The sequence below is a fragment of the Rhodococcus sp. BL-253-APC-6A1W genome (genome assembly GCF_012843405.1).
Lineage (GTDB): Bacteria > Actinomycetota > Actinomycetes > Mycobacteriales > Mycobacteriaceae > Rhodococcus.
In genome coordinates, this window is the sequence record NZ_JABAFB010000004.1 from 234,280 (window position 1) to 259,265 (window position 24,986).

The following is a 24,986-nucleotide window of genomic DNA, read 5'->3' on the forward strand; positions in this document are numbered from 1 at the left end:
GCGTCACTCCGTAACGAGAACCGCGGCTCGGCCGGGGTGTCGGTGCGAGCGCGGCGCGCGGGTTAATCTGATTCCATGCCTACCCGCGCCCCGCTCGTCCCCGGAACCGCGACACCGATCCGTGAAGTACCCAAGTCGATCGAGCGTCCCGAATACGTGTGGAAGCCGACCGCGAACGAGGGCAACGAGCCGTGGGTGCAGACGCCCGAGACGATCGAGAAGGTGCGGATCGCGTCGAAGATCGCTGCACAAGCGCTGATCGAGGCGGGTAAAGCCGTCGCACCGGGCGTCACCACCGACGAGATCGACCGCATCGCACACGAGTACATGTGCGACCACGGTTCGTACCCGTCCGATCTCGGCTACCGGGGATTTCCGAAGTCGGTGTGCGTGTCGCTCAACGAGGTGATCTGTCACGGCATCCCCGACACCACGGTGATCGAGGACGGCGACATCGTGAATATCGATGTGACCGCGTACATCCACGGCGTCCACGGCGACACCAACGCGACGTTCTTCGCCGGTGATGTGTCCGAGGAGGCACGGCTTCTCGTCGAACGTACCCGCGAGGCCACAGCCCGGGCGATCAAGGCGGTCGCGCCCGGGCGAGCCCTCAACGTGGTCGGTCGCGTCATCGAGTCGTATGCGAACCGGTTCGGGTACGGGGTGGTGCGCGATTTCACCGGTCACGGCATCGGTGAGACCTTCCACAACGGTCTGGTGGTCTTCCACTACGACCGCCCCGACATCGACACGGTCCTCGAGCCGGGCATGGTGTTCACGATCGAGCCGATGATCAATCTCGGCACTCCGGACTACGAGATCTGGGAGGACGGCTGGACCGTCGTCACCAAGGACCGCAAGTGGAGTGCGCAGTTCGAGCACACGCTCGTCGTCACCGACACCGGAGCCGAGATTCTGACGGTTCCGTAAACCGGCCGTCTCACCTACCCGTCGCCGGGTCCGCCGACCCGCCGGATCACCCCTCCGCCATCTGCTGTGCGCGGGCGTAGGCGAGGTGCAGGAAATCTGCGCCCGTCAGCGCTGTGAGTGCATCCACCACGACAACCGTGGCGGCGGGTGCGAACACCCTGCCCACCGTGACGGCGGTGATCGCCCACACGTCGAAGCAGAACGGGCACGTCAGCAACTCTCCGATGCTGTGCTTGAGGCCCGCACGCCCGGCCGGCCGGTCCATGACCTCGCCGGGGCCGCCTTTTTCACCGGGCTTCGTGAACGGGGCGCGCAGCGGGCGCGTGACCGACGTCTTGGTCACCGTCCTCGACAACTTGTGGGCCGCGGCGGCGGAGACGACGAGGTCGCGCACGGTCAGCCGTCCCGGCAGTCGCCGAGGGGTGACTGCGGTCAGGACGGCCACCACCGCCACGAACAGCCCGTACAGCAGCAGGGTTGCTACGTAGCCACCGAGCTTGCGGTTCTCGTGTCGGGTGTTCGCCGGTGCCGACGATGTCGCCGGTGCGTGTGCTTCCTGGTGTTCGGCGGTTCGGTCGAGGGTGGAGACCGAATCGTGGCCGGACACGGTGTCGGACGGGTCGTTTCGGGGCGAGCGGTCGCCGTTGCTCGTCGGAGTCATAGCGGCCGATTTCCCGGGCCGGATCCGGTTAAACCCGGAGACACCGATCCGTCGGGAAATCGCAGAAGCGGCGGGCGTGCCCGTCCGGGTTTCCCGGGTACGGGACGCAGGGCCGGTCGTCGTGGGGACGTGTAGCGTTTCGGGGCATGGAATCGACGATGGTGACCACCGATTCGGGTTCGATCGAGGTGCGCGTCGACGGACCGGACAGCCGGCACTCCGTGCTGCTGCTGCCCGACGCGGGGGAACGGGCCGACGTATTCGACTCGGTGTGCGAGCGACTGCACAACTCGGATCTGCGCACGATCGTGCCCGAGACTCTCGACGGGTTGACTCCGGACGGCGTCTTCGCCGTGCTCGATCAACTGTCGCTGCCGTGGGTGCACCTCGCCGGCATCGGCGCCGGCGCCGAAATGGCCTGGACGGTCGCTTCCGGCCGCTTCGGCCGCTTCGCGAGTCTCGTTGTGGTCGACCGCGGCCATCCCGTCGTCCCGATGTTCGACGGCGCCGTACGCGACGCGTCGGCACCGGTGGCGGAAGTACCCACCACCATCGTGATCGGAGACCCGGCCCGCAAGCCGGAAGCGGACGCCTCGATGCGGTACGTGACCGGAGAGTTTCGCGTGGTCGACCTCGGCAGCATCGACAACGTGCCCGCACGGGCAGCGGCAGAGTTCGCGTCGGCGATCGCGTTGCGCACCGGGAGCTGGTAGGCCACAACGCATCCGGCCCCCGCAGCCGCGGAGGGTGCGAGGGCCGGAGGAGTTCGGCTCTACAGGCCGAGCAGTGCGTTCTCCACCAATTCGGGAAGTGCCGGATGGATCCAGTACTGGCGTGTGGCCATGTCCTGTGCCGTGATACCGAACACCATGGCCTGGATGAGCGGCTGGATCACTGTCGATGCCTGCGCACCGATGATGTGGGCACCGAGAAGCAGGCCGGTGGACCGGTCTGCGATCAGCTTGCAGAACCCCTCGGTGTCCTCCATCGCCCAGCCGTAGGCGACATTTCCGTAGTCCTGGATCTTGACGGAGATGTCGTATCCCGCGGCGCGGGCCTCCGCCTCGGTGAGTCCGACGGTCGCGATCTGCGGATCGGTGAACACCGCGGCAGGCACGAACCGGTGATCGGTGCGCTGTAGTGCGGAGGTGTCCGGTCCCCACGCGTCGTGCAGGAGATTGTGCTGCACGACACGCGCTTCGTGATTCGCGACGTGCTTGAGCTGGTACGGCGACGACACGTCGCCCAGCGCGAAGACACCTTCCGCCGTTGTGCGCTGGAAGTCGTCGACGACGATGGACCCGGACGCGTCGAGTTCGATCCCCGCCGCCGCGACGTCGAGGAGATCGCCGTTGGGGTGCCGGCCCGTCGCGACGAGCAGCACGTCTCCGGCCACCACGGCGCCGTCGGCCAGTTCGACTTCCACTCCGTCGCCCACCGGCCGGAAGGCACGGGCCGGGTTCTCCAGGTGGACGTCCCACTTCTGCTGCGCGAGTGCGGTGAAGCGTTCGGAGACGTCGGTGTCGAGGTGGCGCAGCAGTCTGCCGCTCCGCCCGATCACCGACACCCTGGTGCCGAGGGCGGAGAAGACGTGGGCGAACTCCATCGCGATGAAGCCGGTTCCGAGAATCACCATCGATTCGGGGAGCTTCGGGAGCCGCATGATGTTGTTGCTCGTGTAGTAGGTCACCCCGCCGTCGAGCACTTCCCGCGGGATCTCGGCGCGCGCGCCGGCTGCCACGACGATCTGGTCGGCGGTGATCGTCTCGCCGGTCCCGGTGTCGAGCGTGCGTTCGCCGACGAACCGTGCATGACCGTCGTACACCGTGACGTTCGCGCAGCCCTCACGCCGGTACTGCTCACCGCCCGCGGCAATCGGATCGATGCGGCCGAAGACCCGGTCGACGATGTCGTTCCACCGGATCCCGTCGATCGTGGCGTCGATCCCGTACTTGGGCGCCGACCGGATGGTGCGGGCAACGTCCGCTGCGTACACGTACATCTTGGTGGGGATGCAGCCCACGTTCAGGCAGGTGCCACCGAAGGTGCCCGCCTCCAGTAACGCGACGCGTTTGCCGTCGTAGCGCTCGTCGAGGATCGAGTTGCCCGATCCGGAGCCGATGATCGCGAGGTCGTAGTGGGTCACGCGTGTTCTCCCGTGGGTTGTGGCGGTGCGGAAACATCCCCGGCCCCGGCGGGCTCGCCCGCGGTTCCGTCTCCGTTCAACCATCCCAGCCACAGGTCCAATTCCCGGAATGCCGCAGCCAGGGGCCCCGGTGTGGAGAGAAACACATCGTGTCGCGCGCCCGCGATCGGCACGATCGTGGTGCGGTCTCCCAGGCAGCCCGCCCACCGCGCGATCTGACGCACGTCGAGGACCGCATCGACGGTGTCGATGGTGGCGTCGTACTTCGGAGCGAAGCGTGACGCCCCGGAACGAAGGATCAGCGACGGCACCCCGACATCGAGACCGCGATGCAGGCGAGCGTGCCCGATGCGCACGGCACGCAGCCAGCCGAACCGGATCGGAAATCCGGTCAGCGGTTTCATGTCTAGGTCGTAGGACCAGCCGCCGTTCTGCAGGCTGACACCGTAGGTGTCGAGCTTTCGCCCGGGCACGGCGGAGTGTGGGCGAACGCGTCCGAGCACGTCGATCGCGGCGGTACCGACGTTGCGCAGATACGACGGGCCCTGCAGGTCGAACCACGGACTGTTGAGGATGAGCCCGCTCACCCCGGCCGAGGCCGATCCGCCGGGGCGACGCTGTAGGCGGTCGAGCCACAGCGGAAGCACGAGGCCACCCGTGGAGTGCGCGGCCAGTACGACGCCGCCACCGGAGACCTCGGCCGAGACGATGCGCAGCGCGTCGTCGAGTTCCTGGTCGTAATACTCGAGGTCGGTGACGAAGTGGGGCGTTTGGCCCGGGGCGCGCGAGCGTCCGCATTTTCGGAGGTCGAGTGCGAAGAACCGGTACCCCTGCGCGGCGAAATGTTCGGCGAGGTGCTGTTGGAAGAAGTAGTCGGTGAAGCCGTGAACGTAGAGAACCGCGCGACGGGGCAGCGTGCTCGGCTCGCCCACCGCGCCGGTGGCGGGTTGATATCGCACCAGGGTCGCGGTGATGTCGCCCTCACCGTCCGGGTCGTCGCCCAGCGGCAACACGAGTTGCTCGTATCCGTCGCCCAGGATGTCGGGCTGCCAAGTAGTCACTATCACACTCTAGGAGGGTTCGGCGGGGGGTGCTGCGGGTAGACAATGAGGTGAAAATGAAGAGCCGGTATACGCCCGGGTAACCTGTGCGTCGCAGTCGCGCGGCTGCGGACGAATCCTGAAATCGGGGATTGTGTGCGGGCGCGTTCGGGACACTCACGTAAGCGGTGCGCGAAGGCGCGACGGCGCGTGCGAACAGACAAGGAAGTCGATTTCCCCGTGTCAGAGAACGTGGTAGAGGCGAAAACCGATGTAGTGCTCGTGGGCGCCGGCATCATGAGCGCGACCCTCGGCGCGCTGATGCGTCAGCTCCAGCCCGACTGGTCGATCACCGCCTTCGAGCGGCTCGACGCCGCGGCGGCGGAGAGCAGCGACCCGTGGAACAACGCGGGTACCGGCCACTCGGCGCTGTGTGAGTTGAATTACACGCCGGGCAAGCCCGACGGCTCGGTGGAGATCGCCAAAGCGGTCAACGTCAACGAGCAGTTCCAGGTTTCGCGCCAGTTCTGGTCGTACGCGGTCGACAACGGCATCCTGAGCGACCCCAAGGATTTCATCAACCCGATCCCGCACGTGAGCTTCGTGCACGGCGCGGACGACGTGAAGTACCTGCGTGCCCGGTACGACGCCCTCGCGGGCCATCCGCTGTTCGCGGGCATGGAGTACTCCGAGAGCCCCGAGTTCTTCGCCGAGCGGCTGCCGCTCATGGCCGCCGGCCGGGACTTCTCCGACCCCGTCGCGCTGAACTGGACCGAGACGGGAACCGACGTCGACTTCGGTGCCCTCACCAAGCAGCTCATCAACAATGTGGCGGCCTCGGGTGGCACGGTCTTCTTCGGCCATGAGGTCACCAACATCAGCAAGCAGTCCGACGGCAGCTGGATCGTCAAGGTGCGCAACCGCCGCACGGGCGAGTCCCGCAAGGTCCACGCCAAGTTCGTCTTCGTCGGCGCGGGTGGCGGTGCCCTCCACCTCCTGCAGAAGTCCGGCATCAGCGAGGCCAAGGGCTTCGGCGGATTCCCCGTGTCGGGTGCCTTCCTGCGCTGCACCAACCCCGAGGTGATCGCTCGTCACAGCGCCAAGGTGTACGGCAAGGCCGCGGTGGGTGCGCCCCCGATGTCGGTGCCTCACCTCGACACCCGCGTGATCGGCGGGAAGCAGGGTCTGCTGTTCGGGCCGTACGCCGGATGGTCGCCCAAGTTCCTCAAGCAGGGCGGCATCATGGACCTGCCCAAGTCGGTCAAGCCGAACAACCTGATGTCGATGCTCGGAGTGGGCGTGACCGAACTCGGCCTGGTCAAGTACCTCGTCGGTGAGCTCACCCAGTCGCCCGCCGATCGCATCGGCACCCTCGCGGAGTTCGCGCCCGAGGCACGACTCGAAGACTGGGAGCTGATCGTCGCCGGCCAGCGCGTGCAGGTGATCCGCCGTAAGGGCGCGGGCGGCGTGCTCGAGTTCGGTACCGCCGTGGTCAGCGCTGCGGACGGTTCGATCGCGGGTCTGCTCGGAGCGTCGCCGGGTGCGTCCACCGCAGTCCCCGCGATGCTCGACGTTCTCGAACGCTGCTTCCCGCAGCAGTGGGACGCATGGCAGCCCAAGCTCCGGGAGATGGTCCCCTCCCTCGGGGTCAAGCTCACCGAGAACCAGGATCTGTTCCGTCAGGTGTGGGACCACACCACCAAGACGCTTCAGCTCGACGTCGTTCCGGGTCGCGGTCAGGTCGCACCCATGGAAGCCGCCGCGGTCTGATCCGCGGCACGGATATGGCGGCCCGGCTCCGAGCCGGGCCGCACTCGTCCGCGACGGGCGGGCGAGACGAGGAGCGCTCCCGGGGTTGATCTCTCGACGGTTCGCTTCGACACGAGAGATGGGGAATGCCGGTGCCGGTAGCCGACGACGAGACCAATTACCTGGTGGGGCTCGACCTTCGGGGACGACGTGTGGTGGTCGTGGGCGGCGGCAGCGTTGCGCAACGTCGTCTGGGCCTGCTGGTGGCCTCGGGCGCCGATGTCCACGTCGTGGCACGGGCCGCCACACCCGCGGTGGAGAGCATGGCCACGAAGGGCCGTCTCTCGCTCGACATCCGCGACTATCGCGACGGCGACCTCGAAGACGCCTGGTACGCGATGGCCTGCACCGACGAGCCCGAGACCAACGCCGCCATCGTCGCCGAGGCGGAACGCCGCCGGATCTTCTGCGTGCGCGCCGACAGCGCACGCGAAGGTAGTGCCGTCACACCCGCGACCGCTCGCTACGACGGGCTTTCCGTCGGAGTCCTCGCCGGCGGCGACCATCGCAGGTCCGCGGCAGTGCGCACCTCCATCCGGGACGCCCTCGCGGGCGCGGCGCTGTCCGAGGTCGCCGACGACGCGGCGCAGAAACCGGTCGGCGTGGCGCTGGTCGGCGGTGGACCCGGTGATCCGGACCTCATCACCGTTCGGGGCCGCCGGTTGCTGGCCCGTGCCGATGTGGTGGTGGCGGATCATCTCGCCCCCCAGGAACTCCTCGCCGAACTGGATCCGCACGTCGAGGTGATCGACGCGGCCAAGCTGCCGTACGGCCGCGCGATGGCGCAGCAGGTCATCAACGACACGCTGATCGATCGGGCGAAGGCCGGAAAGTTCGTGGTCCGGCTCAAAGGTGGCGACCCCTACGTCTTCGGACGGGGATACGAAGAGCTCGAGGCGTGCACCGCCGCCGGAATACCGGTGACAGTCGTCCCGGGCATCACCAGCGCGATCTCGGTGCCGGCCGCCGCGGGTGTTCCGGTGACCCATCGCGGGGTGACACACGAGTTCGTCGTGGTGAGCGGGCACGTCGCGCCCGACCATCCCGATTCGCTCACCGACTGGAGTGCCCTCGCGAAACTCCGGGGGACGCTCGTGCTGCTCATGGCCGTCGAACGCATCGAGAAGTTCGCCGACGCCCTGACGGCCGGGGGCCGGCCCGTCGACACCCCGGTGGTGGTGGTTCAGGAAGGAACCCTGGCCACCCAGCGGGTGCTCCGGACCGATCTCGGCAACGTCGCCGCCCGGGTCCGCGAAGAGGGGACCCGTCCACCCGCCATCATCGTCATCGGTCCGGTCGCCGGGTTCGGTCCGGAAGGTCGGTAACGTTGGACCCCGTGGCACACACCTCGGATACCGCACACGCCTCCGGCGCCGCGCACCCCATGACCGCTCGCGCACTCGCTCTGGCCACCCTGGTCCTCAGCGGATTGCAGCTCATGGTGGTGCTCGACGGCACCGTTGCCAACCTTGCTCTCGCTCCACTGCAGGCGGAACTCGGGTTGTCCGACGCCGGCCGGAATTGGGTCCTCACCGCGTACGCGCTCGCATTCGGTGGGCTGATGCTGCTCGGCGGCCGCCTCGGAGACAGCTTCGGGCGCAAACGGATGTTCATCGCCGGCGTGGGCCTGTTCACGTTCGCGTCGCTGCTGTGCGGTCTGGCCACCAACGAGGCGATGCTCATCGGTGCGCGTGCGCTCCAGGGAGTCGGCGCCGCGATCGCGTCACCGACGGCGCTCGCGCTCGTCGCGACCACGTTCGCCGCCGGTCCCGCCCGTAACCGGGCCATTGCGGTCTTCGCGGCGATGACCGGCGTCGGATCGATCGCAGGCCTCATCCTGGGTGGGGCGCTGACGCAGGTGTCGTGGCGATGGATCTTCCTCATCAACGTCCCGATCGGTGTCGTGATCGTCGTATTGGCCCTCAGTGCATTGCGCGAAACGTCGTCCGAACGTCTGGCACTGGACGTTCCGGGTGCCATCCTTGCGACGCTCGGTTGCACCGGCATCGTGTTCGGCCTCACCGAAGGTCCCGAACTCGGCTGGGGCAGCGCCGCCGTGATCGGTGCGCTCGCCGCCGGCGTCATCCTGCTGGGGATCTTCCTGCTGGTCGAGCGCCGTGCCGAGAACCCACTCCTGCCCTTCGTGCTGTTCCGCAACAAGAACCGCGTGGCGACCTTCGTGGCGATCTTCTTCGCCGGCGCGGTGATGTTCAGCCTCGCGGCGTTCGTCGCGTTGTTCGTGCAGGACGTTCTCGGTTACACGCCGCTGCAGGCGGGCCTTGCGTTCGTGCCGTTCGCATTCGGTCTCGGGGGAGCGGCCGCAGCCTCGTCCAAGCTCGCGGCACGGGTGCAGCCCCGATGGCTCGTGGTCACCGGTGCCGTCATCATGACCCTGAGCCTGCTCTACGGGTCGACGATGGACGAGACGGTGCGGTACTTCCCGACGCTGTTCGTGCTGGTGCTGGTCGTCGGGTTCGGGGTGGGTCTGGCCGTGGTCCCGCTTCCGCTGTGCGCCATCGCGGGCGTCGGCGCGCACGAGATCGGGCCGCTGTCCGCCATCGCGCAGGTCGCGCAGACGCTCGGCGGACCGCTCGGCCTCGCCGTCATCGGCGCGCTGGCCACCTCGAAGACGATGTCGCTCGGAGGCACGTCCGGCGCGGTCGCGGACATGACCGCCGCGCAACTCACCGCGCAGGGTGAGGGATACATGTTCGCACTCGTCGGATGCGCCGCGTGCGCGGTGATCGCCGGCATCGCGGCATTCTTCATCCGGTTCACCTCCGAAGAGGTCGCGCAGGCTCAGGAAGCCGAGAAGTCCGCTCAGTCCGGATGAGGTGTCACCCCTGACTCCCGGCCCGTCGCGCCGGGAGTCAGGTGAGGACGACCAGTTCCGTCGGGGAGGCGATCTCCACCCGCAGTCCGGCCTTCGACGCCACGCGCGCGAGACCTCGCACATCGGCCGGCTCGGCCCGGGTCTGCACAAGTGCGCGGGCGAGGAGCCCCTTGTGGTGCTTGTTGAAATGGCTCACGACCGAGCGGGTGCCGTCGGGCTTTTCCGTCAGCACCGTCGCGGTGATCGCGCCGGGAACCGGACCGAGTTGCTGATAGGCACCCGAACGGAGATCGACGACGAGGTCACCTCCGGCCTCGGCGACGAGCGCGTCGGTCAACTCGGGCCGCCACAACGCCGCGAGGGTGCCGAACCCGGGAAGCTTCGAGCCACCCGAGAGGCGGTAGGCCGGAATGGGGTCGCTCGCACGCACGGCACCGAACAGCGCCGAGCCGACGGCCAGTCGCCGGTACGCCTTCTCGCGCTGCACCTTCGTGAAGCGTGCGGCGTCGAGGGCGTCGAACAGCACCCCGGTGTACCGCTCGAGTGCGGGACGGGTGGGGGAGACCCACAACTTGGCGTTGCGTTCGATCTCGTCTGCTCCGTTCGCGCCCAGGCCGAGCGCCCGGCTCGACGCGTCGTAATCGGCGGCGAGCTCGACCAGAGCCCGGACGAGCAGCTCGCGGGTCTCGGTCAGCTGCGGCATCGAGAGGTCGCCGAGATCCAGCGGCCCGCCGTCGCCGCCGGTGGATTTGGTTTCGGAAGGGGGGAGAAGCACCAGCACAACAGCCCACCGTACCGAGGGCCCGATTCCGGCGAGCGGTAGGCTCATCGACCGTGATCACTCGCATGTCGCACCTGTTCCTCCGCACTCTCCGCGACGACCCGGCCGATGCCGAGGTCGCCAGCCACAAACTGCTCGTCCGGGCCGGGTACGTGCGGCGCATCGCGCCGGGCATCTACTCGTGGCTGCCACTGGGGCTCAAGGTGCTGCGTCAGGTCGAGCGGGTGGTCCGCGAGGAGATGAACAGCATCGGAGCGCAGGAGATCTCCCTGCCCGCGTTGCTGCCGCGCGAGCCCTACGAGACGTCGAACCGCTGGACCGAGTACGGCGCCGGACTGTTCCGTCTCCAGGACCGCAAGGGCAACGACTACCTGCTCGGGCCCACGCACGAGGAACTGTTCGCGCTCACCGTCAAGGGTGAGTACAACTCCTACAAGGACTTCCCGGTCACCCTCTACCAGGTGCAGACCAAGTACCGCGACGAGGAGCGCCCCCGCGCCGGCATCCTGCGCGGCCGCGAGTTCGTGATGAAGGACTCGTACAGCTTCGATCTCACGGACGAGGGCCTCGCGCAGTCGTACCAGGCACACCGCGACGCCTACGAGCGGATCTTCGCCCGCCTGGGCGTGAAGTATGTGATCGTGTCCGCGACGTCGGGCGCCATGGGCGGCAGTGCTTCGGAGGAGTTCCTGGCCGAGAGCGAGGTCGGGGAGGACACCTACGTCCGGTGCGTCGAGTCCGGTTACGCCGCCAACGTCGAGGCCGTCAAGACGCTCGCCCCCGCACCGATTCCGTTCGACGGACTGCCGGACGCGGTCGTCCACGACACGCCGGACACCCCGACGATCGGTTCGCTCGTCGAGGTGGCCACCGAGATCCTCGGCCGTGACGTCGACGCCTCCGAAACCCTGAAGAACATCCTCGTCAAGGTGCGGCAGCCCGGCGGAGAGTGGGAACTGGTCGGAATCGGCATCCCGGGAGACCGCGAGGTCGACGACAAGCGTCTCGAGGCGTCGTTCGAGCCGGCGGAGGTCGCGCTGCTCGACGAGTCCGATTTCGCCGCCAACCCGTTCCTCGTCAAGGGCTACATCGGCCCGAAGGCGCTGCTCGCCAACGGCGTCCGTTACCTCGTCGACCCGCGCGTGGTCGACGGAACGGCATGGATCACCGGCGCGGACGAGAACGGCAAGCACGTCTTCGGGCTCGTCGCCGGTCGTGACTTCGTCGCCGACGGCACCGTCGAGGCCGCAGAGGTCCGCGACGGTGACCCGTCGCCGGACGGTGCCGGCCCCTTGGTGTCCGCCCGTGGCATCGAGATCGGCCACGTCTTCCAGCTCGGCCGCAAGTACACCGACGCGTTCGCCGTCGATGTGCTCAACGAGAACGGCAAGCCGGTGCGCCCCACGATGGGCTCGTACGGCGTCGGCGTGTCCCGCCTGGTCGCGGTGATCGCCGAGCAGCAGCACGACGAGAAGGGCCTGCGCTGGCCGTCCGAGGTCGCGCCGTTCGACGTGCACGTCGTCATCGCCAACAAGGACGAGCAGGCTCGCGCCGGGGCGGAAAACCTCGTCGAGGAACTTTCGAACGCCGGCCTGGACGTGCTGTTCGACGATCGCAAGGCGTCGCCCGGTGTGAAGTTCAAGGATTCGGAACTGCTCGGGATGCCTCTGGTCGTCGTGGTGGGACGCGGATTCGCCGACGGCAACGTCGAAGTGCGCAACCGCCTCACCGGAGAGTCGAGCGAGGTGCCGGTGGGCGAGGCGGTGCGGGAGATCCTCGGGCGCTGATCGCACACCCGGAGCCGGTGGGCCAGAATGGGCCCATGTCCGAGAACTGGAGCGCGACCGACATCTATCTCGCCGATTTCCTCATCGGTGACGATCCCGCCCTCGACGCCGCCCTCGAGGCGAACGCGGAGGCGGGACTGAGGCCCATCGACGTCGCGCCGGTTCAGGGCAAGTTCCTGTACCTGCTGGCCCGGATCCGAGGTGCCCGCCGGGTGCTCGAGATCGGCACGCTCGGCGGGTACTCGGCGATCTGGCTGGCACGCGCGGTCGGCGAGTCGGGACACGTGACGACTCTCGAGTACGAACCCCGGCACGCCGAGGTGGCGCGTGCCAACCTCGACCAGGCCGGCGTCGGAGCGCGCGTCGACATTCGCGTCGGCGCGGCGCTCGACACGCTCCCGCACCTCGAAGGACCGTTCGACCTGGTGTTCATCGACGCCGACAAGGAGAACAACAGCAACTACGTGCGCGAGGCGTTGCGGTTGTCACGTCCGGGCACGGTGATCGTGGTCGACAACGTGGTCCGCGCCGGCGCGATCAGCGATCCGGAGGACGACGACTCGAAGGTCCGCGCGTCGCGGGAACTGCTCGCCGTGCTGGCGGCCGAACCTCGTCTCGACGCCACGGCGTTGCAGACCGTCGGGGTCAAGGGCTGGGACGGTTTCGCGTTGGCACTGGTCGTCGAGCAGTAGCCGTAGCCGGGACCGCCGGTCCGGCAGAAAATCGGTGGCGCCCGGCACCCGGGACGGCGGACATTGTTCGTGTGAGCGAGAACCGGGAAGCGGCCGACACCGAGCGCGTGATCGACACCGAGCGCATGGTCGACACCGAGCGTTTCATCGACGAGGGATATCTGAAGATCGCAGGCGCCGTTCCGCGCTCGATCACGGAGCGGTGCTGCGATCTCCTCTGGGAAGATCTCGACGCAGACCGATCGGACCCGGGCACGTGGACCGAACCTGTCGTGCGGGTCGGAGGTCGATGGGATCCGCCGTTCGTCGAGGCCGCCACGATGCCGGTCCTACTCGACGCCTACGACCGTCTGCTGGGATCCGGCCGCTGGGTTCGGCCCCGCGGCCTCGGCACGTTTCCCGTCCGGTTTCCGCATCCCGCCGATCCCGGAGATACCGGATGGCACGTCGACGGTAGTTTCGCCGTCGAGGGACAGACCTGGCCGTACGTCGATCTCCGCTCACGCGGCCGGGGTCTGCTGGTGCTGTTCCTGCTCACCGACGTAGGACCGGACGACGCTCCCACCAGGATCAAGGTGGGTTCGCACCTCGACGTGCCCGGCTACCTCGTCGACCACCGCGACGGGCGTTCGGTGCTGGAGTTGTGCCGCGCCATGGACGAGGACGGCATGCTCGACGCGGCTTCCCGGCCGACGGTCGAGGCGACCGGTGCCGCGGGCGATGTCTATGTGTGCCACCCGTTCCTGGTGCATGCGGCCCAGCCGATGCGCAGCGCTCAACCGCCGAACAGTGGGCAGGGGTGCGGAATTCGGCCACCCCGCATCATCGCCCAGCCGCCGATCGAGACGGTCGCACCCTTCCGGCTCGACGCCACCGGCACCTCCCCGGTGGAGATGGCGGTACGGCGCGCACTGAACCGGTGACGGTCGGGACTGTCCCGGAAACCCGGCCCTGCCGGTCACCGGCCCTGAGCTCGCCGCGGCGGCGTGGCACGAGCGTCGAGCCGGCGGACGGATTCCCGCACCGCGCCGTGCAGCATGATCTCGAGATCGCCGACCACCTGGTACGGGTGCTCGACCATGCCGTCCGACACCCACCGCAGCACCACGGCGAGCACCGCCGAGGTATAGAAGTCGACCACCAGTACGCGGTCCTGCGCGCGTGCCGGTCCGCCGCCGTCCTGGTCCATCACGGCCTCGGTGACGGGCCGCATCTGGCCGAACAGGAAGCGCTCGAGCCCGGATCTGCCCAGCCCGTCGAGCACCCCGAGCGTTGACGAGCGATTGTCGCGCATGTACAGCAGCAACCGGACCAGACCGTCGGCCCATCCCTCCTCGGACGCGTACGTGCGGACACGGCCGGCGACCTCTCTCTCGAACACCCAGACAGCGAGGTGCCGCACGTCGGGGAAGTGGTAGTAGAACGCCTGCCGCGTCAGTCCGCAGTCGCGCGTCAGCTCCGTCACGGTCACCTTGTCGAGCGGCTCGGTCCGTAGCCGGGCCTTGAGCGCGGCCGCCAGCGCGTCGCGTGCACCTGCACGCCGCTGCGCATCGGCACTCTCGTCGGCCATGGCTCACGGTACCGCCCGAGGTCCCTGGACACATCGCGTCAGATGTCTAGTGACGCCCTGTGTCGGGATTCCTACCGTAGATATCCGGACGGCACGCATGCCGCGGGCCGCGAAAGATATCCGGACGGCACGCACGCCGCGGGCCGCGAAGAGGAGCTCCGATGTTCTTGTTCGAATCCATTCCCTGGTACTCCTGGGTGATGTGGTGCGTCGTGCTGGCCGCCCTCATCGCCCTCAACGAGGTAACGCGCCGCTGGAAGTGGGCCGGTCTCGGCTTCTTCGTGGCGCTGCCTCTCGTCCTGACATTGTTCGTGTGGCCGACGACGGCCGGCGCAGGCTCGTCGACGGGCACCTGGTTCCACTGGGTGAAGGTGTACTCGGCGCTCATCGGGTGCCTGGGCTTCATGCTCATCCGGTACGTCCCGCGTCTGGCGAAGAACCGCTGGATGCTGATGTTCCCCGCCCTGATCCTGGCGATCAACATCGGCGAGGCAGTCATTCGTGACTTCGAGGTCGCGGGCATGCAGGGCATGCACGACGGCGTCTTCATGGTCGGCGGCCCGTGGAACTACATGAACGGCATCGCCGGGATCCTCAACCTGGTCACCATCTGCGGCTGGGCCGGGATCATCGTCTCGCGAGACAAGTCCAAGGACATGATCTGGCCCGACATGATGTGGTTCTGGATCATCGCGTACGACCTGTGGAACTTCGCCTACGTCTACAACTGTGTCGGTGACCACGCCTTCTACGCCGGTGCGGCCCTGCTCATCTCCTGCACCATCCCCGCCTTCTTCATCAAGAAGGGCGCCTGGCTGCAGCACCGCGCCCACACGCTGGCCCTGTGGATGATGTTCACGATGGCAGTCCCGACGTTCGTGACCTCGTCGCAGTTCGCCGTCGAGTCGTCGCACAACCCCACCGCGCTGTTCGTCGTGTCGGCGCTGTCGCTCGCGGCCAACATCGCCGTCGCGGCCTACCAGGTGTTCACCATCGTCACGCGGCACCGCAACCCGTTGCGCGACGAGCTGTACACCCACCTGCGCCCGTACCGCGAGGTGCGCGACGCGAACCTCCCGGTCGAGTCGCCGTCGGTTCTGCCGGAGTCCCGGGACTCGGACCGATTGGCCACGGTCTGACCGCCGCGCGTCCGGCCCCGGCCGGGCGAGCAGCAACACCACGCGCCGTGGTCGAGCCTGCGGGCTAGGCCGCGGCGCCGCTGTCAGGGCCGGCCGGGAAAGGCGACGGTCGGGGGAACCCCTTCGACGACACGCCAGCGGGCAGCGCGCAAGGCGGCTTCGGTGAGCGCGTCGAGTGCGTTTCCACGCGTGGCCTCACTGCGTGCGCGCTCGACGACCGACCGCCACGCGACCGCCGTGTCACTCTCGATCTGCACGGCCAGCCGGGCTGCTTCGACGGGGTCGGTCACCGGGAACGGAACGGTGTACCCGGGCGCGGCGGTGGGCGGTGTCACTCCGGCGGACTGGAGTGCGTCGACGGTTGCATCGCGGCGGGCACGGTGCGCGGCGGCATCGGCGGCGACGTCACCCGAACGGGAGGGGTCCGCGAACGCGGCGACGAGTCCGTACCCGAAGACGGCCGAATGCTCCGCTTCCAGCGCGTCGACAAGGGCTTGTTGCTCGGGTCCGAGCTCCGGGGAACTCACAGCAGAACCTCCGTCTGGACTCCACATGCTGCGCTGATCGAGGACAGGAGACCGGCTCGGTAGCCGGTGAGCGTGCGGGCGAGGTCCGCCGCGCTGCGCTGCGACCGGACCAGCATTTCCCGCAACTGTTCGACGGTCGGCTGCTCCGCGCCGGGCGCAGACGTGGTGGACGAGGTACCCGATGTGGTCGTGTCGGCAGTGATTCCCGCCATGCGAGCGACGTCCGCGTCCAACGCGTCGGCGTGCGCGGTGCGTTCGTCGGCGATCACGCTCAGCGCGCCCGCCCGATCCGGGTACAGGGCGGTGAGTGCGCGGGCGGTCGCGGCATCCCGCCGCGCGCTCGCGGCCTGCGCCAGCAGCGGATCCGGCTCCGATTCGGCGTCGTCGTCGGAGAGCCCGCATCCGGTGACTCCCAGGACACCGACCCCGCCGATCGTCGCCGAGGACCATCGCAACAGGGCTCGTCGGGACAGGGTGGTACGGGTAACTGACATCGGCACCGCACCATCGTGCCAGCAGACCCCGGTAGCGAACCACGGCGGCCTGGTCACGGCGCCCCGATTTGCGCGTTACGCTTGACCCAGCCGGTTCGGATCCGTATCGGCCGGCTGTCCGCTGTGACCACAACTGAACGAGGAGCCCGCCCGCAATGCCTGTGCCGCCCCCGGAACGGATCGTCGAGCTCGTCTCCGATCTTCTCGCCGAAGAGGGATACGACCTCGAAGACGTGGTGGTGACCGCGGCCGGAAAACACAGCACGGTCCGGCTGCTCGTCGACAGCGATGCCGGGCTCAGCCTGGACGAGGCCGCGCGACTGAGCCGGGTGGTCTCCGAGGCGTTCGACTCCGTGTCGGACTTCGGGGAGGCGCCCTACATGCTCGAAGTGACCAGTCCGGGTGTAGGCCGCCCGCTCGTCCACGACCGGCACTGGCGGCGGGCTCAAGGACGCAAGGCGAAGATCCAGCTCGCCGACGAGACCATCGTCGCGCGCGTCGGAGAACTGGTCGGTGACGAGATCCGCGTCGTGCTGCCGGATCGTGCCGGCCCGTTCGTGCGCGCCATCCCCTTGAGCGAGATCCGGCATGCGGTGGTCGAGGTGGAGTTCGCCAAGCCCAACCCGCGCGAGCTCGAACTGGCCGGGGGACTCCCGGACGGCAGGGCGGCCGCAGGCGAGATCGCCGAGGTCCTCGGCGACGAAGAAGACGAAGAAGAAGACGTGAACGAAACGAGGCTGGACAAGTGAATATCGAGATCGCGGCTCTGCGAATGCTGGAGTCCGAGAAGAACATCCCGTTCGAAGAACTGATCGAGACGCTGGAAACCGCGCTGCTGACGGCGTACCGCCACGTGGACGGCCACCAGCCGCACGCCAGGGTCGCCGTCGACACCAAGACCGGTACGATCCAGGTGCTCGCGGAGGAGCGCGACGAGGACGGCAACGTCGTCGCCGAATGGGACGACACCCCCGAGGACTTCGGACGCATCGCCGCAACGACGGCGCGCCAGGTCATCATGCAGCGCATTCGCGACGCCGAACACGAAAAGCGGTTCGGCGAGTTCGCCACCCACGAGGGCGAAATCGTCAGCGGTGTCGTCCAGCGCGACTCCCGCGCGAATGCCCGCGGCATGGTGGTGGTCAAGATCGGCGGCGAGACGACCAGCACCGAGGGGCTCATCCCTCCTGCCGAGCAGGTCCCCGGCGAGACGTACGAGCACGGCGACCGCATCAAGTGCTACGTCGTGGGCGTGTCCCGCGGCCAGCGCGGACCGCAGATCACGCTCTCGCGTACGCACCCGAACCTGGTCCGCAAGTTGTTCGCGCTCGAGGTGCCCGAGATCGCCGACGGCTCGGTGGAGATCGTCGCGGTCGCTCGCGAGTCCGGTCACCGGTCGAAGATTGCCGTGCACTCGCTCGTTCCGGGTCTCAACGCGAAGGGCGCGTGCATCGGGCCGATGGGTCAGCGCGTGCGCAACGTGATGCGCGAACTGGGCGAGGAAAAGATCGACATCATCGACTACGACGAGGATCCTGCGAAGTTCGTCGGAAATGCCCTGTCGCCCTCGAAGGTGGTATCGGTCACGGTCGTCGACCCCGAAGCACGCGCCGCGCGCGTGGTGGTGCCCGACTTCCAGTTGTCCCTGGCCATCGGCAAAGAGGGTCAGAATGCCCGCCTGGCAGCACGCCTGACCGGCTGGCGAATCGACATCCGCAGTGACGCTGCACCCGCCACGAACGAGGCTTCCGGTAACGCGCCGACAGGCAGGTAGGCGTGGAATGCGGGATTCTTCGCAAAACAACGGTAGAGTGGTCGATGGTTCAGCATGAACTGCCCTCGGCCCATGGGTCGCGCACCGGCTCGGTGCGTACCTGTATCGGTTGTCGGCAGCGAACGCTGGCTGCCGAGCTGCTGAGGGTCGTGGCACGCGAACACGGATCACGAACGTTCGTCGTGGTTCCCGACCCCGGGCACAGGCTTCCCGGGCGAGGTGCATGGTTGCACCCCACCCCGGAGTGCCTGGGTCAGGCCGTTCGGCGCCGAGCATTCGGCAGAGCACTCAAAGTATCCGGAAACCCGGATACAGCGGCGCTGGATCAGCTGGTCGGGTCCGCGGCGGCGAGATCACAGAACGTGGCGGAGTCCGGCGATTGTCACCGGACTGCGTGACAGTGAGATCGGCGACGAGGCACCAACAGTGACATCGAACTCTGAGAAGAACAGGTACGAACACTCATGAGCACACCGTGAAGCACCAGCGATGAACGTCCATCGGAGATAACCCGAGGTCGTGCGGGCATTGGCCGGCTCGACCTCATCAGTGAGGAGAGCAGTGGCAGGCAAGGCCCGCGTGCACGAGTTGGCTAAAGAACTCGGTGTCACCAGTAAGGAACTACTCGCACGGCTCAAGGAGCAGGGCGAGTTCGTGAAGTCGGCGTCTTCGACCGTCGAGCCGCCGGTTGCGCGTCGTTTGCGCGAATCGTTCGGCAGCGCGAAGGAAGACGGCGCTACGGCCGGTAAGGCCGCACCCACCCCGGGACCGCGTCCCGGCGGAGGACCCCGTCCGGGTCCGCGCCCGGCGGCACCCGCGCCGGCGGCTGCAGCCCCGGCCCCCGAAACAACACCGGCGGCACCCGCGCCGGCCGAGACCACACCGGCTCCGAGCCCGGCCGCCGGTTCGCGGCCGAAGCCCGGCGCTCCCAAGCCGGTCGCCCCCAAGCCGGCTCCCGCAGCTCCGGCTCCGGCCGCGCAGGCTCCGGCCGCTCCGGCTGCCGAGGCTCCGGCTGCGTCGGCTCCCGAATCAGCGGCACCCGCTGCGGCGGCGTCCCCGCAGGCTCCGTCGGCCAAGCCCGGTCCCAAGCCGGCAGGCCCGCGTCCCGGCCCCAAGGCCCCGCGCGTCGGTAACAACCCGTACTCGTCTGCTCCGGCAGAGCGTCCGGCTCCGCGTCCCGGCGGTCCTCGCCCGACTCCCGGCCAGGGTCGTCCCGCCGCAGGTCAGGGCGGACCCCGCCCGGCTCCCGGCCAGGGTCGTCCCGCCGCAGGTCAGGGCGGACCCCGCCCGGCTCCCGGCCAGGGCGGTCCGCGTCCGGCTCCCGGTCAGGGCGGACCTCGCCCGACTCCGGGTTCGATGCCCCCTCGTCCCAACCCCGGTGCCATGCCGCAGCGGGCTGCACGTCCGGCTCCGGCCGGCCGTCCGGGTCGTCCCGGCGGTGCTCCGGGCGGTCGTCCCGGTGGCGGCGCCGGCGGTGGCGGCGGCTACCGCGGTGGTGGCGCCGGTGGCGGCGCGCCCGCAGGAGCAGGTGCTCCCGGTGGCTTCCGCGGTCGTCCCGGCGGCGGTGGCGCCGGCGGTCGTGGCCGTGGCGGCGCAGCCGGTGCGTTCGGTCGCCCCGGTGGTGCTCCGCGTCGCGGTCGCAAGTCGAAGCGGCAGAAGCGGCAGGAATACGATTCGATGCAGGCGCCGTCGGTCGGTGGCGTGCGGTTGCCGCGTGGCAACGGCGAGACCATCCGGCTCGCTCGTGGCGCATCGCTGTCCGACTTCGCCGAGAAGATCGACGCGAACCCCGCTGCACTCGTGCAGGCACTGTTCAACCTCGGTGAGATGGTCACGGCCACTCAGTCCGTGAACGACGAGACCCTCGAGCTGCTCGGCTCGGAGATGAACTACGTCGTGCAGGTCGTCTCCCCCGAGGACGAGGACCGTGAACTGCTCGAGTCGTTCGACATTCAGTACGGCGAGAACGAGGGCGGCGAGGAAGACCTCCAGCAGCGTCCGCCCGTGGTCACCGTCATGGGTCACGTCGACCACGGCAAGACCCGACTGCTCGACACGATCCGTCAGGCCAAGGTCCGCGAGGGCGAGGCCGGCGGCATCACGCAGCACATCGGTGCCTACCAGGTGCTCACACACCTCAACGGTGACGATCGCCTGATCACCTTCATCGACACCCCGGGTCACGAGGCGTTCACCGCCATGCGTGCCCGTGGCGCGAAGTCCACCGACATCGCGATCCTCGTGGTCGCGGCCGACGACGGTGTCATGCCGCAGACGGTGGAAGCGATCAACCACGCCCAGGCGGCCGACGTGCCGATCGTGGTCGCGGTGAACAAGATCGACAAGGAGGGCGCGAACCCGGACAAGATCCGTCAGCAGCTCACCGAGTACGGCCTTGTCACCGAGGAGTACGGCGGCGACACCATGTTCGTCGACATCTCGGCGAAGCAGGGGCTGAACATCGACCAGCTGCTCGAAGCGGTGCTGCTCACGGCAGACGCATCGCTCGATCTGCGGGCCAACCCCGACATGGAGGCGCAGGGCGTCGCCATCGAGGCGCACCTCGACCGCGGTCGCGGTCCGGTCGCCACGGTGCTGGTCCAGCGCGGCACGCTGCGGGTCGGCGACTCCATCGTCGCGGGCGACGCCTACGGTCGCGTCCGGCGAATGGTCGACGAGCACGGCGAGGACGTCCTCGAAGCGCTTCCGTCGCGGCCCGTCCAGGTCATCGGCTTCACGTCGGTGCCCGGCGCCGGCGACAACCTGGTTGTTGTCGACGAGGACCGTATCGCTCGCCAGATCGCCGACCGGCGCAACGCACGCAAGCGCAACGCGCTCGCTGCGAAGAGCCGTAAGCGGATCAGCCTCGAGGATCTCGATGCCGCTCTCAAGGAGCACAACGAGCTCAACCTCATCCTCAAGGGCGACAACTCCGGTACCGTCGAGGCTCTCGAAGAGGCCCTCATGGGTATCGAGATCGACGACGAGGTGCGTCTGCGGGTCATCGACCGCGGTGTCGGTGGCATCACCGAGACCAACGTCAACCTGGCAGCTGCGTCCAACGCGGTGATCATCGGCTTCAACGTCCGCGCCGAAGGCAAGGCGACGGAGCTGGCGAACCGCGAGGGCGTCGACATCCGCTACTACTCGATCATCTACCAGGCGATCGACGAGGTGGAGAAGGCTCTCAAGGGCATGCTCAAGCCGGTCTACGAGGAGGTCGAGCTCGGCCGCGCCGAGATCCGTGCGATCTTCAAGTCGTCGAAGGTCGGCAACATCGCGGGTTGCCTCGTGCAGTCCGGCATCGTCAAGCGCAACGCGAAGGCTCGTCTGCTCCGCGACAACAACGTTGTCGCCGAGACGATCACCATCTCGTCGCTGCGACGCGAGAAGGACGATGTCACCGAGGTCCGCGAGGGCTACGAGTGTGGTCTGACGGTCACCTACTCCGACATCAAGGTCGGCGACGTGATCGAGGCGTACGAGCTTCGCGAGAAGCCGCGCGACTGATACACCCCGCGCCTGTGGCGGCGAACGATTCGTCGTTCGCCGCCACGGGCGTGTCGGGACGCCACCACCGACACCGAGGATGCGGATGTACCTGGGAGCGCTCGAGCTGGACATCCTGCTCGGAGACGTGCATTCACTCAAGGAGAAGCGGTCGTACATCCGGCCGGTCCTCGCCGAATTGCGTCGCTTCGGTGTGTCCGTCGCGGAAACCGGCGAGCACGACCTCTATCGGCGCTCCACCCTGGCTGTGGCGGTGGTCGCACCCGACTTCGCGCACGTGCGCGACATACTGGACACCTGCGAGCGACTGGTCGCACAGCGCCCCGAACTCGACCTGCTGTCCACCAGACGAAGACTGTTCGGTCCGGAGGATTGACCCGGCCGACGGACATCACGGCCACCGGCACCGGTGGCCGAGGAGAGGAACGAACGACATGGCCGATCCAGCACGGGCCCGCCGACTCGCCAAGCGCATCGCCACCATCGTGGCCACGGCGATCGGCACCGAGATCAAGGATCCGCGGCTCGAGTTCGTGACGATCACCGACGCGAAGGTCACCGCCGACCTGCACGACGCGACCGTCTACTACACCGTGCGCGGCGCCGACCTCGACACCGAACCCGACGTGGAGGCAGCCGCCGCCGGTCTCGAGAAGGCCAAGGGCGTTCTGCGGACCATGGTCGGTGCGGGCACCGGTGTGCGCTTCACCCCGAGCTTGACCTTCGTCACCGACACCGTGCCGGACACGGCACGGCAGATGGAGGAACTGCTTGCGCGGGCACGCGCAGCCGACGAGGATGTGGCCCGCGCCCGCGAGGGCGCAGTACCCGCCGGCGATCCCGATCCGTACAAGGAGCCCCGTGAGCGTGACACCGGTGACGACGCCGAGTAACGATCCGAGCAGCGAACCGAGGTCTGCTGCTCCTCGCGCGGACGCCACCGCGCCCGCAGTGGGGGCCTCGGTCGACCTGCCGGGCGCCGTGGCCCTGCTCGACGCCGCGACGACGGTGACCGTGCTGTGTCACATCCAGCCCGACGCCGACACCCTCGGCAGCGGGCTCGCACTCGGTCTCGCGCTCGAGCGGCGGGGCGTCGCTGTGCAGGTGGCCTTCGCCGCTCCCGCCGAGGTGCCGGAGTCGATGCGCTCACTGCCCGGCGGGCATCTGGTTACGCCCGCCGCCGCGGTGCGCCGGGATGCGGACCTCGTGGTGACCGTCGATTGCGGAACGGCGGGGCGCCTCGGCGATCTGCGTGACCGCCTGACAGGTGCTGCGCGCACCCTCGTCATCGACCATCACGTGTCCAACACCCGGTTCGGGACCGACAACCTCATCGTGCCGGACGCGGAGGCCACCGCCGTGGTGCTCGCCGACCTGTTCGACGAGTGGGGTGTCGTGCTCGACGCGGACCTCGCCCATTGCCTGTACGCGGGGCTCGTGACGGACACCGGTTCGTTCCGCTGGGGCCGGCCTGCGTCGCATCTCCTCGCGGCACGTCTTCTCGCGACCGGAATCGACGGATCCGCGATCACCCGCGGGCTCCTCGATACCCACCCCTTCGGGTGGTTGCCGATGCTCTCGTCGGTGCTGGCGTCCGCGACCCTGGTACCCGAGGCGGTGCGGGGCAGGGGATTGGTCTACGCATTCGTTCGTCGCGTCGATTCGGCACACCTCGGTTCGGAAGAGGTGGAGAGCGTGATCGACATCGTGCGGACCACCGCAGAAGCGGAGGTCGCCGCGGTGTTCAAGGAGGTCGGGACCGAAGTGTGGACGGTGTCGCTCCGGTCGAAGACCGCAGTGGATGTATCCGCAGCCGCCACCGACCTCGGCGGCGGCGGCCACGCGTTCGCAGCCGGCTACACCGCGCACGGCGCACCGGACTCGGTGGTGGCGGCACTGCGTGGCGTACTCGGGTGACGACGGAACCCACGGGAGACACCGCGACGACGCCGGAGATCTCCGGCCGTCGCATTCTCGGTCTGGCCCTACCCGCGCTCGGTGTCCTCGCCGCCGAACCGCTGTACCTGCTCTTCGACATCGCTGTGGTGGGGCGCCTCGGTGCGTTGCCCCTCGCGGGACTCGCGATCGGCGGACTCGTCCTGGCCACGGTCAGCACACAGTTGACGTTCCTGTCGTACGGCACCACCGCCCGATCGGCGCGACTCCACGGCGCCCGCCGCCACGACGACGCCGTCGGTGAGGGCGTCCAGGCGACCTGGCTCGCCGTCGGAGTGGGGTTGCTCATTCTGCTGGCCGGGCAACTCCTCGCCGGACCTGTCTCGCGCCTGATCGCCGGTGACGACGAGATCGCCGCCGAAGCCGTGTCGTGGTTGCGGGTGGCACTGTTCGGAGTGCCTCTGATCCTCATCGGTATGGCCGGCAACGGCTGGATGCGGGGAGTGCAGGACAATTTCCGGCCGCTGCGCTACGTGATCGCAGGTCTCGCCCTGTCCGCGGTGTTGTGTCCCGTGCTGGTGCACGGACTGCTGGGAGCACCGCGATGGGAACTCGTCGGCTCCGCCGTCGCGAACGTGCTCGGCCAGACGGTCTCCGCGACGTTGTTCGTGGTGGCGCTCTTGCGGTCGGGAGTGCCGCTGCGACCCCGGCCCGAGGTGATCGGCGCCCAGTTACGGCTCGGACGGGACCTGATCGCCCGCAGCCTGGCATTTCAGGCGTGCTTTCTCTCCGCCGCGGCCGTGGCCGCGCGGTTCGGCGCCGCGGCAGTTGCCGGCCACCAGGTGGTCCTCCAACTGTGGAATTTCGTGACGCTCGCGCTGGATTCGCTGGCGATCGCGGCGCAGGCGCTCGTCGGTGCTGCGCTCGGGGGCGCCGATCGGCGCGGTGCCACCCGGCTCGCATGGCGGGTCACCGCGTGGTCCGCGTTGTTCGCCACCGGTCTCGCCGTCGTGTTCCTGCTCGGGCGCACGGTGATCCCGGGCTTGTTCACGTCGGACCTCGCGGTACTCGGTCAGATCGACGTGGCATGGTGGTTCTTCGTCGCGATCATGCCGGTCGCCGGTGTCGTCTTCGCGCTCGACGGGGTACTCCTCGGTGCGGGTGATGCCGCGTTCCTGCGTACGGCAACGCTGCTGTCGGCCTTGATCGGGTTCCTGCCGTTCATCTGGTGCTCTCTCGTCTTCGACTGGGGTCTGGCGGGGATCTGGACGGGGCTTACGGTGTTCATCGTGTTGCGGATGCTCGCCGTCGTGGGACGCACGGTCTCGGGTCGATGGGCGGTGACGGGCGCGGACCGGCAGGTCGGCGTGCACAACGAGTCGGGAGGTTGATGC

Annotated in this window: 24 protein-coding genes; 17 read left to right on the plus strand and 7 right to left on the minus strand. The window is 68.5% G+C overall.

Annotated features, from left to right (window positions below; all coding sequences use genetic code 11):
- The first annotated feature begins 75 nt into the window (after positions 1-75).
- Positions 76-933 (plus strand): type I methionyl aminopeptidase, encoded by an 858-nt coding sequence (map, locus tag HF877_RS07715; protein WP_169620576.1) that lies wholly within the window; start codon positions 76-78, stop codon positions 931-933.
- 46 nt (positions 934-979) lie between these two features.
- On the opposite strand, the gene HF877_RS07720 is transcribed toward map, so the two are convergent.
- Positions 980-1,594 (minus strand): DUF1360 domain-containing protein, encoded by a 615-nt coding sequence (locus HF877_RS07720; protein ID WP_169620577.1) that lies wholly within the window; start codon positions 1,592-1,594, stop codon positions 980-982.
- A gap of 146 nt (positions 1,595-1,740) precedes the next feature.
- On the opposite strand from HF877_RS07720, the gene HF877_RS07725 reads away from it, so the two are divergent.
- Positions 1,741-2,307, plus strand: coding sequence for an alpha/beta hydrolase (locus tag HF877_RS07725; protein WP_206036770.1), 567 nt, complete (start codon positions 1,741-1,743; stop codon positions 2,305-2,307).
- A gap of 59 nt (positions 2,308-2,366) precedes the next feature.
- Here the strand turns inward: HF877_RS07725 and mtr are convergent, their stop codons facing one another.
- Both mtr and HF877_RS07735 read right to left on the minus strand, forming a co-directional pair.
- Complete coding sequence (gene mtr / locus HF877_RS07730; RefSeq protein WP_169620578.1) at positions 2,367-3,740, minus strand: mycothione reductase; 1,374 nt, start codon at positions 3,738-3,740, stop codon at positions 2,367-2,369.
- Entirely contained in the window at positions 3,737-4,801 is a 1,065-nt protein-coding gene (locus HF877_RS07735; RefSeq protein ID WP_169620579.1) for an alpha/beta hydrolase, read from the minus strand. The genes mtr and HF877_RS07735 overlap by 4 nt, the downstream gene beginning before the upstream one ends.
- 219 nt (positions 4,802-5,020) lie before the next feature.
- Between HF877_RS07735 and mqo the strand changes: the two genes are divergently transcribed.
- The 3 genes from mqo (at position 5,021) to HF877_RS07750 (ending at position 9,422) form a co-directional block, all read left to right on the plus strand.
- Positions 5,021-6,550, plus strand: coding sequence for a malate dehydrogenase (quinone) (gene mqo, locus HF877_RS07740; protein WP_169620580.1), 1,530 nt, complete (start codon positions 5,021-5,023; stop codon positions 6,548-6,550).
- Positions 6,551-6,675: 125 nt separating this feature from the next.
- A complete protein-coding gene (cobA, locus tag HF877_RS07745; RefSeq protein ID WP_169620581.1) occupies positions 6,676-7,914 on the plus strand; it encodes a uroporphyrinogen-III C-methyltransferase in 1,239 nt (412 codons plus the stop codon).
- Between the two features lie 59 nt (positions 7,915-7,973).
- Entirely contained in the window at positions 7,974-9,422 is a 1,449-nt protein-coding gene (locus tag HF877_RS07750; RefSeq protein ID WP_169620720.1) for an MFS transporter, read from the plus strand.
- A gap of 37 nt (positions 9,423-9,459) precedes the next feature.
- Here HF877_RS07750 and yaaA read toward each other — a convergent pair whose 3' ends face one another.
- Positions 9,460-10,203 carry a peroxide stress protein YaaA gene (gene yaaA, locus HF877_RS07755; RefSeq protein ID WP_169620582.1) on the minus strand — a complete coding sequence of 248 codons (744 nt, stop codon included), beginning with the start codon at positions 10,201-10,203 and terminating at the stop codon, positions 9,460-9,462.
- 53 nt (positions 10,204-10,256) lie between these two features.
- Here yaaA and HF877_RS07760 point away from each other — a divergent pair, with 53 nt between their 5' ends.
- The 3 genes from HF877_RS07760 to HF877_RS07770 all read left to right on the plus strand — a co-directional run bounded on the left by HF877_RS07760 (position 10,257) and on the right by HF877_RS07770 (position 13,605).
- Positions 10,257-11,990 (plus strand): proline--tRNA ligase, encoded by a 1,734-nt coding sequence (locus tag HF877_RS07760; protein WP_169620583.1) that lies wholly within the window; start codon positions 10,257-10,259, stop codon positions 11,988-11,990.
- Positions 11,991-12,025: 35 nt separating this feature from the next.
- On the plus strand, positions 12,026-12,682 hold the full coding sequence (locus HF877_RS07765) for an O-methyltransferase (RefSeq protein WP_169620584.1): 657 nt from the start codon (positions 12,026-12,028) through the stop codon (positions 12,680-12,682).
- Between the two features lie 71 nt (positions 12,683-12,753).
- Entirely contained in the window at positions 12,754-13,605 is an 852-nt protein-coding gene (locus HF877_RS07770; RefSeq protein WP_346765089.1) for a phytanoyl-CoA dioxygenase family protein, read from the plus strand.
- 35 nt (positions 13,606-13,640) lie between these two features.
- On the opposite strand, the gene HF877_RS07775 is transcribed toward HF877_RS07770, so the two are convergent.
- The gene (locus HF877_RS07775; protein ID WP_169620585.1) at positions 13,641-14,252 is read right to left on the minus strand and encodes a TetR-like C-terminal domain-containing protein; all 612 of its coding nucleotides are present in this window, start codon (positions 14,250-14,252) and stop codon (positions 13,641-13,643) included.
- Between the two features lie 161 nt (positions 14,253-14,413).
- Between HF877_RS07775 and HF877_RS07780 the strand changes: the two genes are divergently transcribed.
- Entirely contained in the window at positions 14,414-15,391 is a 978-nt protein-coding gene (locus tag HF877_RS07780; protein WP_169620586.1) for a DUF5692 family protein, read from the plus strand.
- Positions 15,392-15,474: 83 nt separating this feature from the next.
- Here the strand turns inward: HF877_RS07780 and HF877_RS07785 are convergent, their stop codons facing one another.
- Positions 15,475-15,918: a ferritin-like domain-containing protein gene (locus HF877_RS07785; protein ID WP_169620587.1), complete on the minus strand. Its 444-nt coding sequence runs from the start codon at positions 15,916-15,918 to the stop codon at positions 15,475-15,477.
- Positions 15,915-16,412: a hypothetical protein gene (locus HF877_RS07790; protein ID WP_169620588.1), complete on the minus strand. Its 498-nt coding sequence runs from the start codon at positions 16,410-16,412 to the stop codon at positions 15,915-15,917. Before HF877_RS07790 ends, HF877_RS07785 begins: the two co-directional genes overlap by 4 nt.
- Before the next feature lie 155 nt (positions 16,413-16,567).
- On the opposite strand from HF877_RS07790, the gene rimP reads away from it, so the two are divergent.
- The 8 genes from rimP (at position 16,568) to HF877_RS07830 (ending at position 24,983) form a co-directional block, all read left to right on the plus strand.
- Complete coding sequence (gene rimP, locus HF877_RS07795) at positions 16,568-17,161, plus strand: ribosome maturation factor RimP (RefSeq protein ID WP_169620589.1); 594 nt, start codon at positions 16,568-16,570, stop codon at positions 17,159-17,161.
- A complete protein-coding gene (gene nusA / locus HF877_RS07800; protein WP_169620590.1) occupies positions 17,158-18,186 on the plus strand; it encodes a transcription termination factor NusA in 1,029 nt (342 codons plus the stop codon). Before rimP ends, nusA begins: the two co-directional genes overlap by 4 nt.
- 44 nt (positions 18,187-18,230) lie before the next feature.
- The gene (locus HF877_RS07805) at positions 18,231-18,584 is read left to right on the plus strand and encodes a YlxR family protein (RefSeq protein WP_169620591.1); all 354 of its coding nucleotides are present in this window, start codon (positions 18,231-18,233) and stop codon (positions 18,582-18,584) included.
- Positions 18,585-18,747: 163 nt separating this feature from the next.
- Entirely contained in the window at positions 18,748-21,696 is a 2,949-nt protein-coding gene (gene infB, locus HF877_RS07810; RefSeq protein WP_169620592.1) for a translation initiation factor IF-2, read from the plus strand.
- Between the two features lie 85 nt (positions 21,697-21,781).
- Positions 21,782-22,072: a DUF503 domain-containing protein gene (locus tag HF877_RS07815; protein WP_169620593.1), complete on the plus strand. Its 291-nt coding sequence runs from the start codon at positions 21,782-21,784 to the stop codon at positions 22,070-22,072.
- 58 nt (positions 22,073-22,130) lie between these two features.
- Entirely contained in the window at positions 22,131-22,589 is a 459-nt protein-coding gene (gene rbfA, locus HF877_RS07820) for a 30S ribosome-binding factor RbfA (RefSeq protein ID WP_169620594.1), read from the plus strand.
- A 58-nt stretch (positions 22,590-22,647) separates the two neighbouring features.
- Entirely contained in the window at positions 22,648-23,613 is a 966-nt protein-coding gene (locus tag HF877_RS07825; RefSeq protein ID WP_296550894.1) for a DHH family phosphoesterase, read from the plus strand.
- Positions 23,614-23,651: 38 nt separating this feature from the next.
- A complete protein-coding gene (locus HF877_RS07830; RefSeq protein WP_346765093.1) occupies positions 23,652-24,983 on the plus strand; it encodes an MATE family efflux transporter in 1,332 nt (443 codons plus the stop codon).
- Positions 24,984-24,986: the final 3 nt, after the last annotated feature.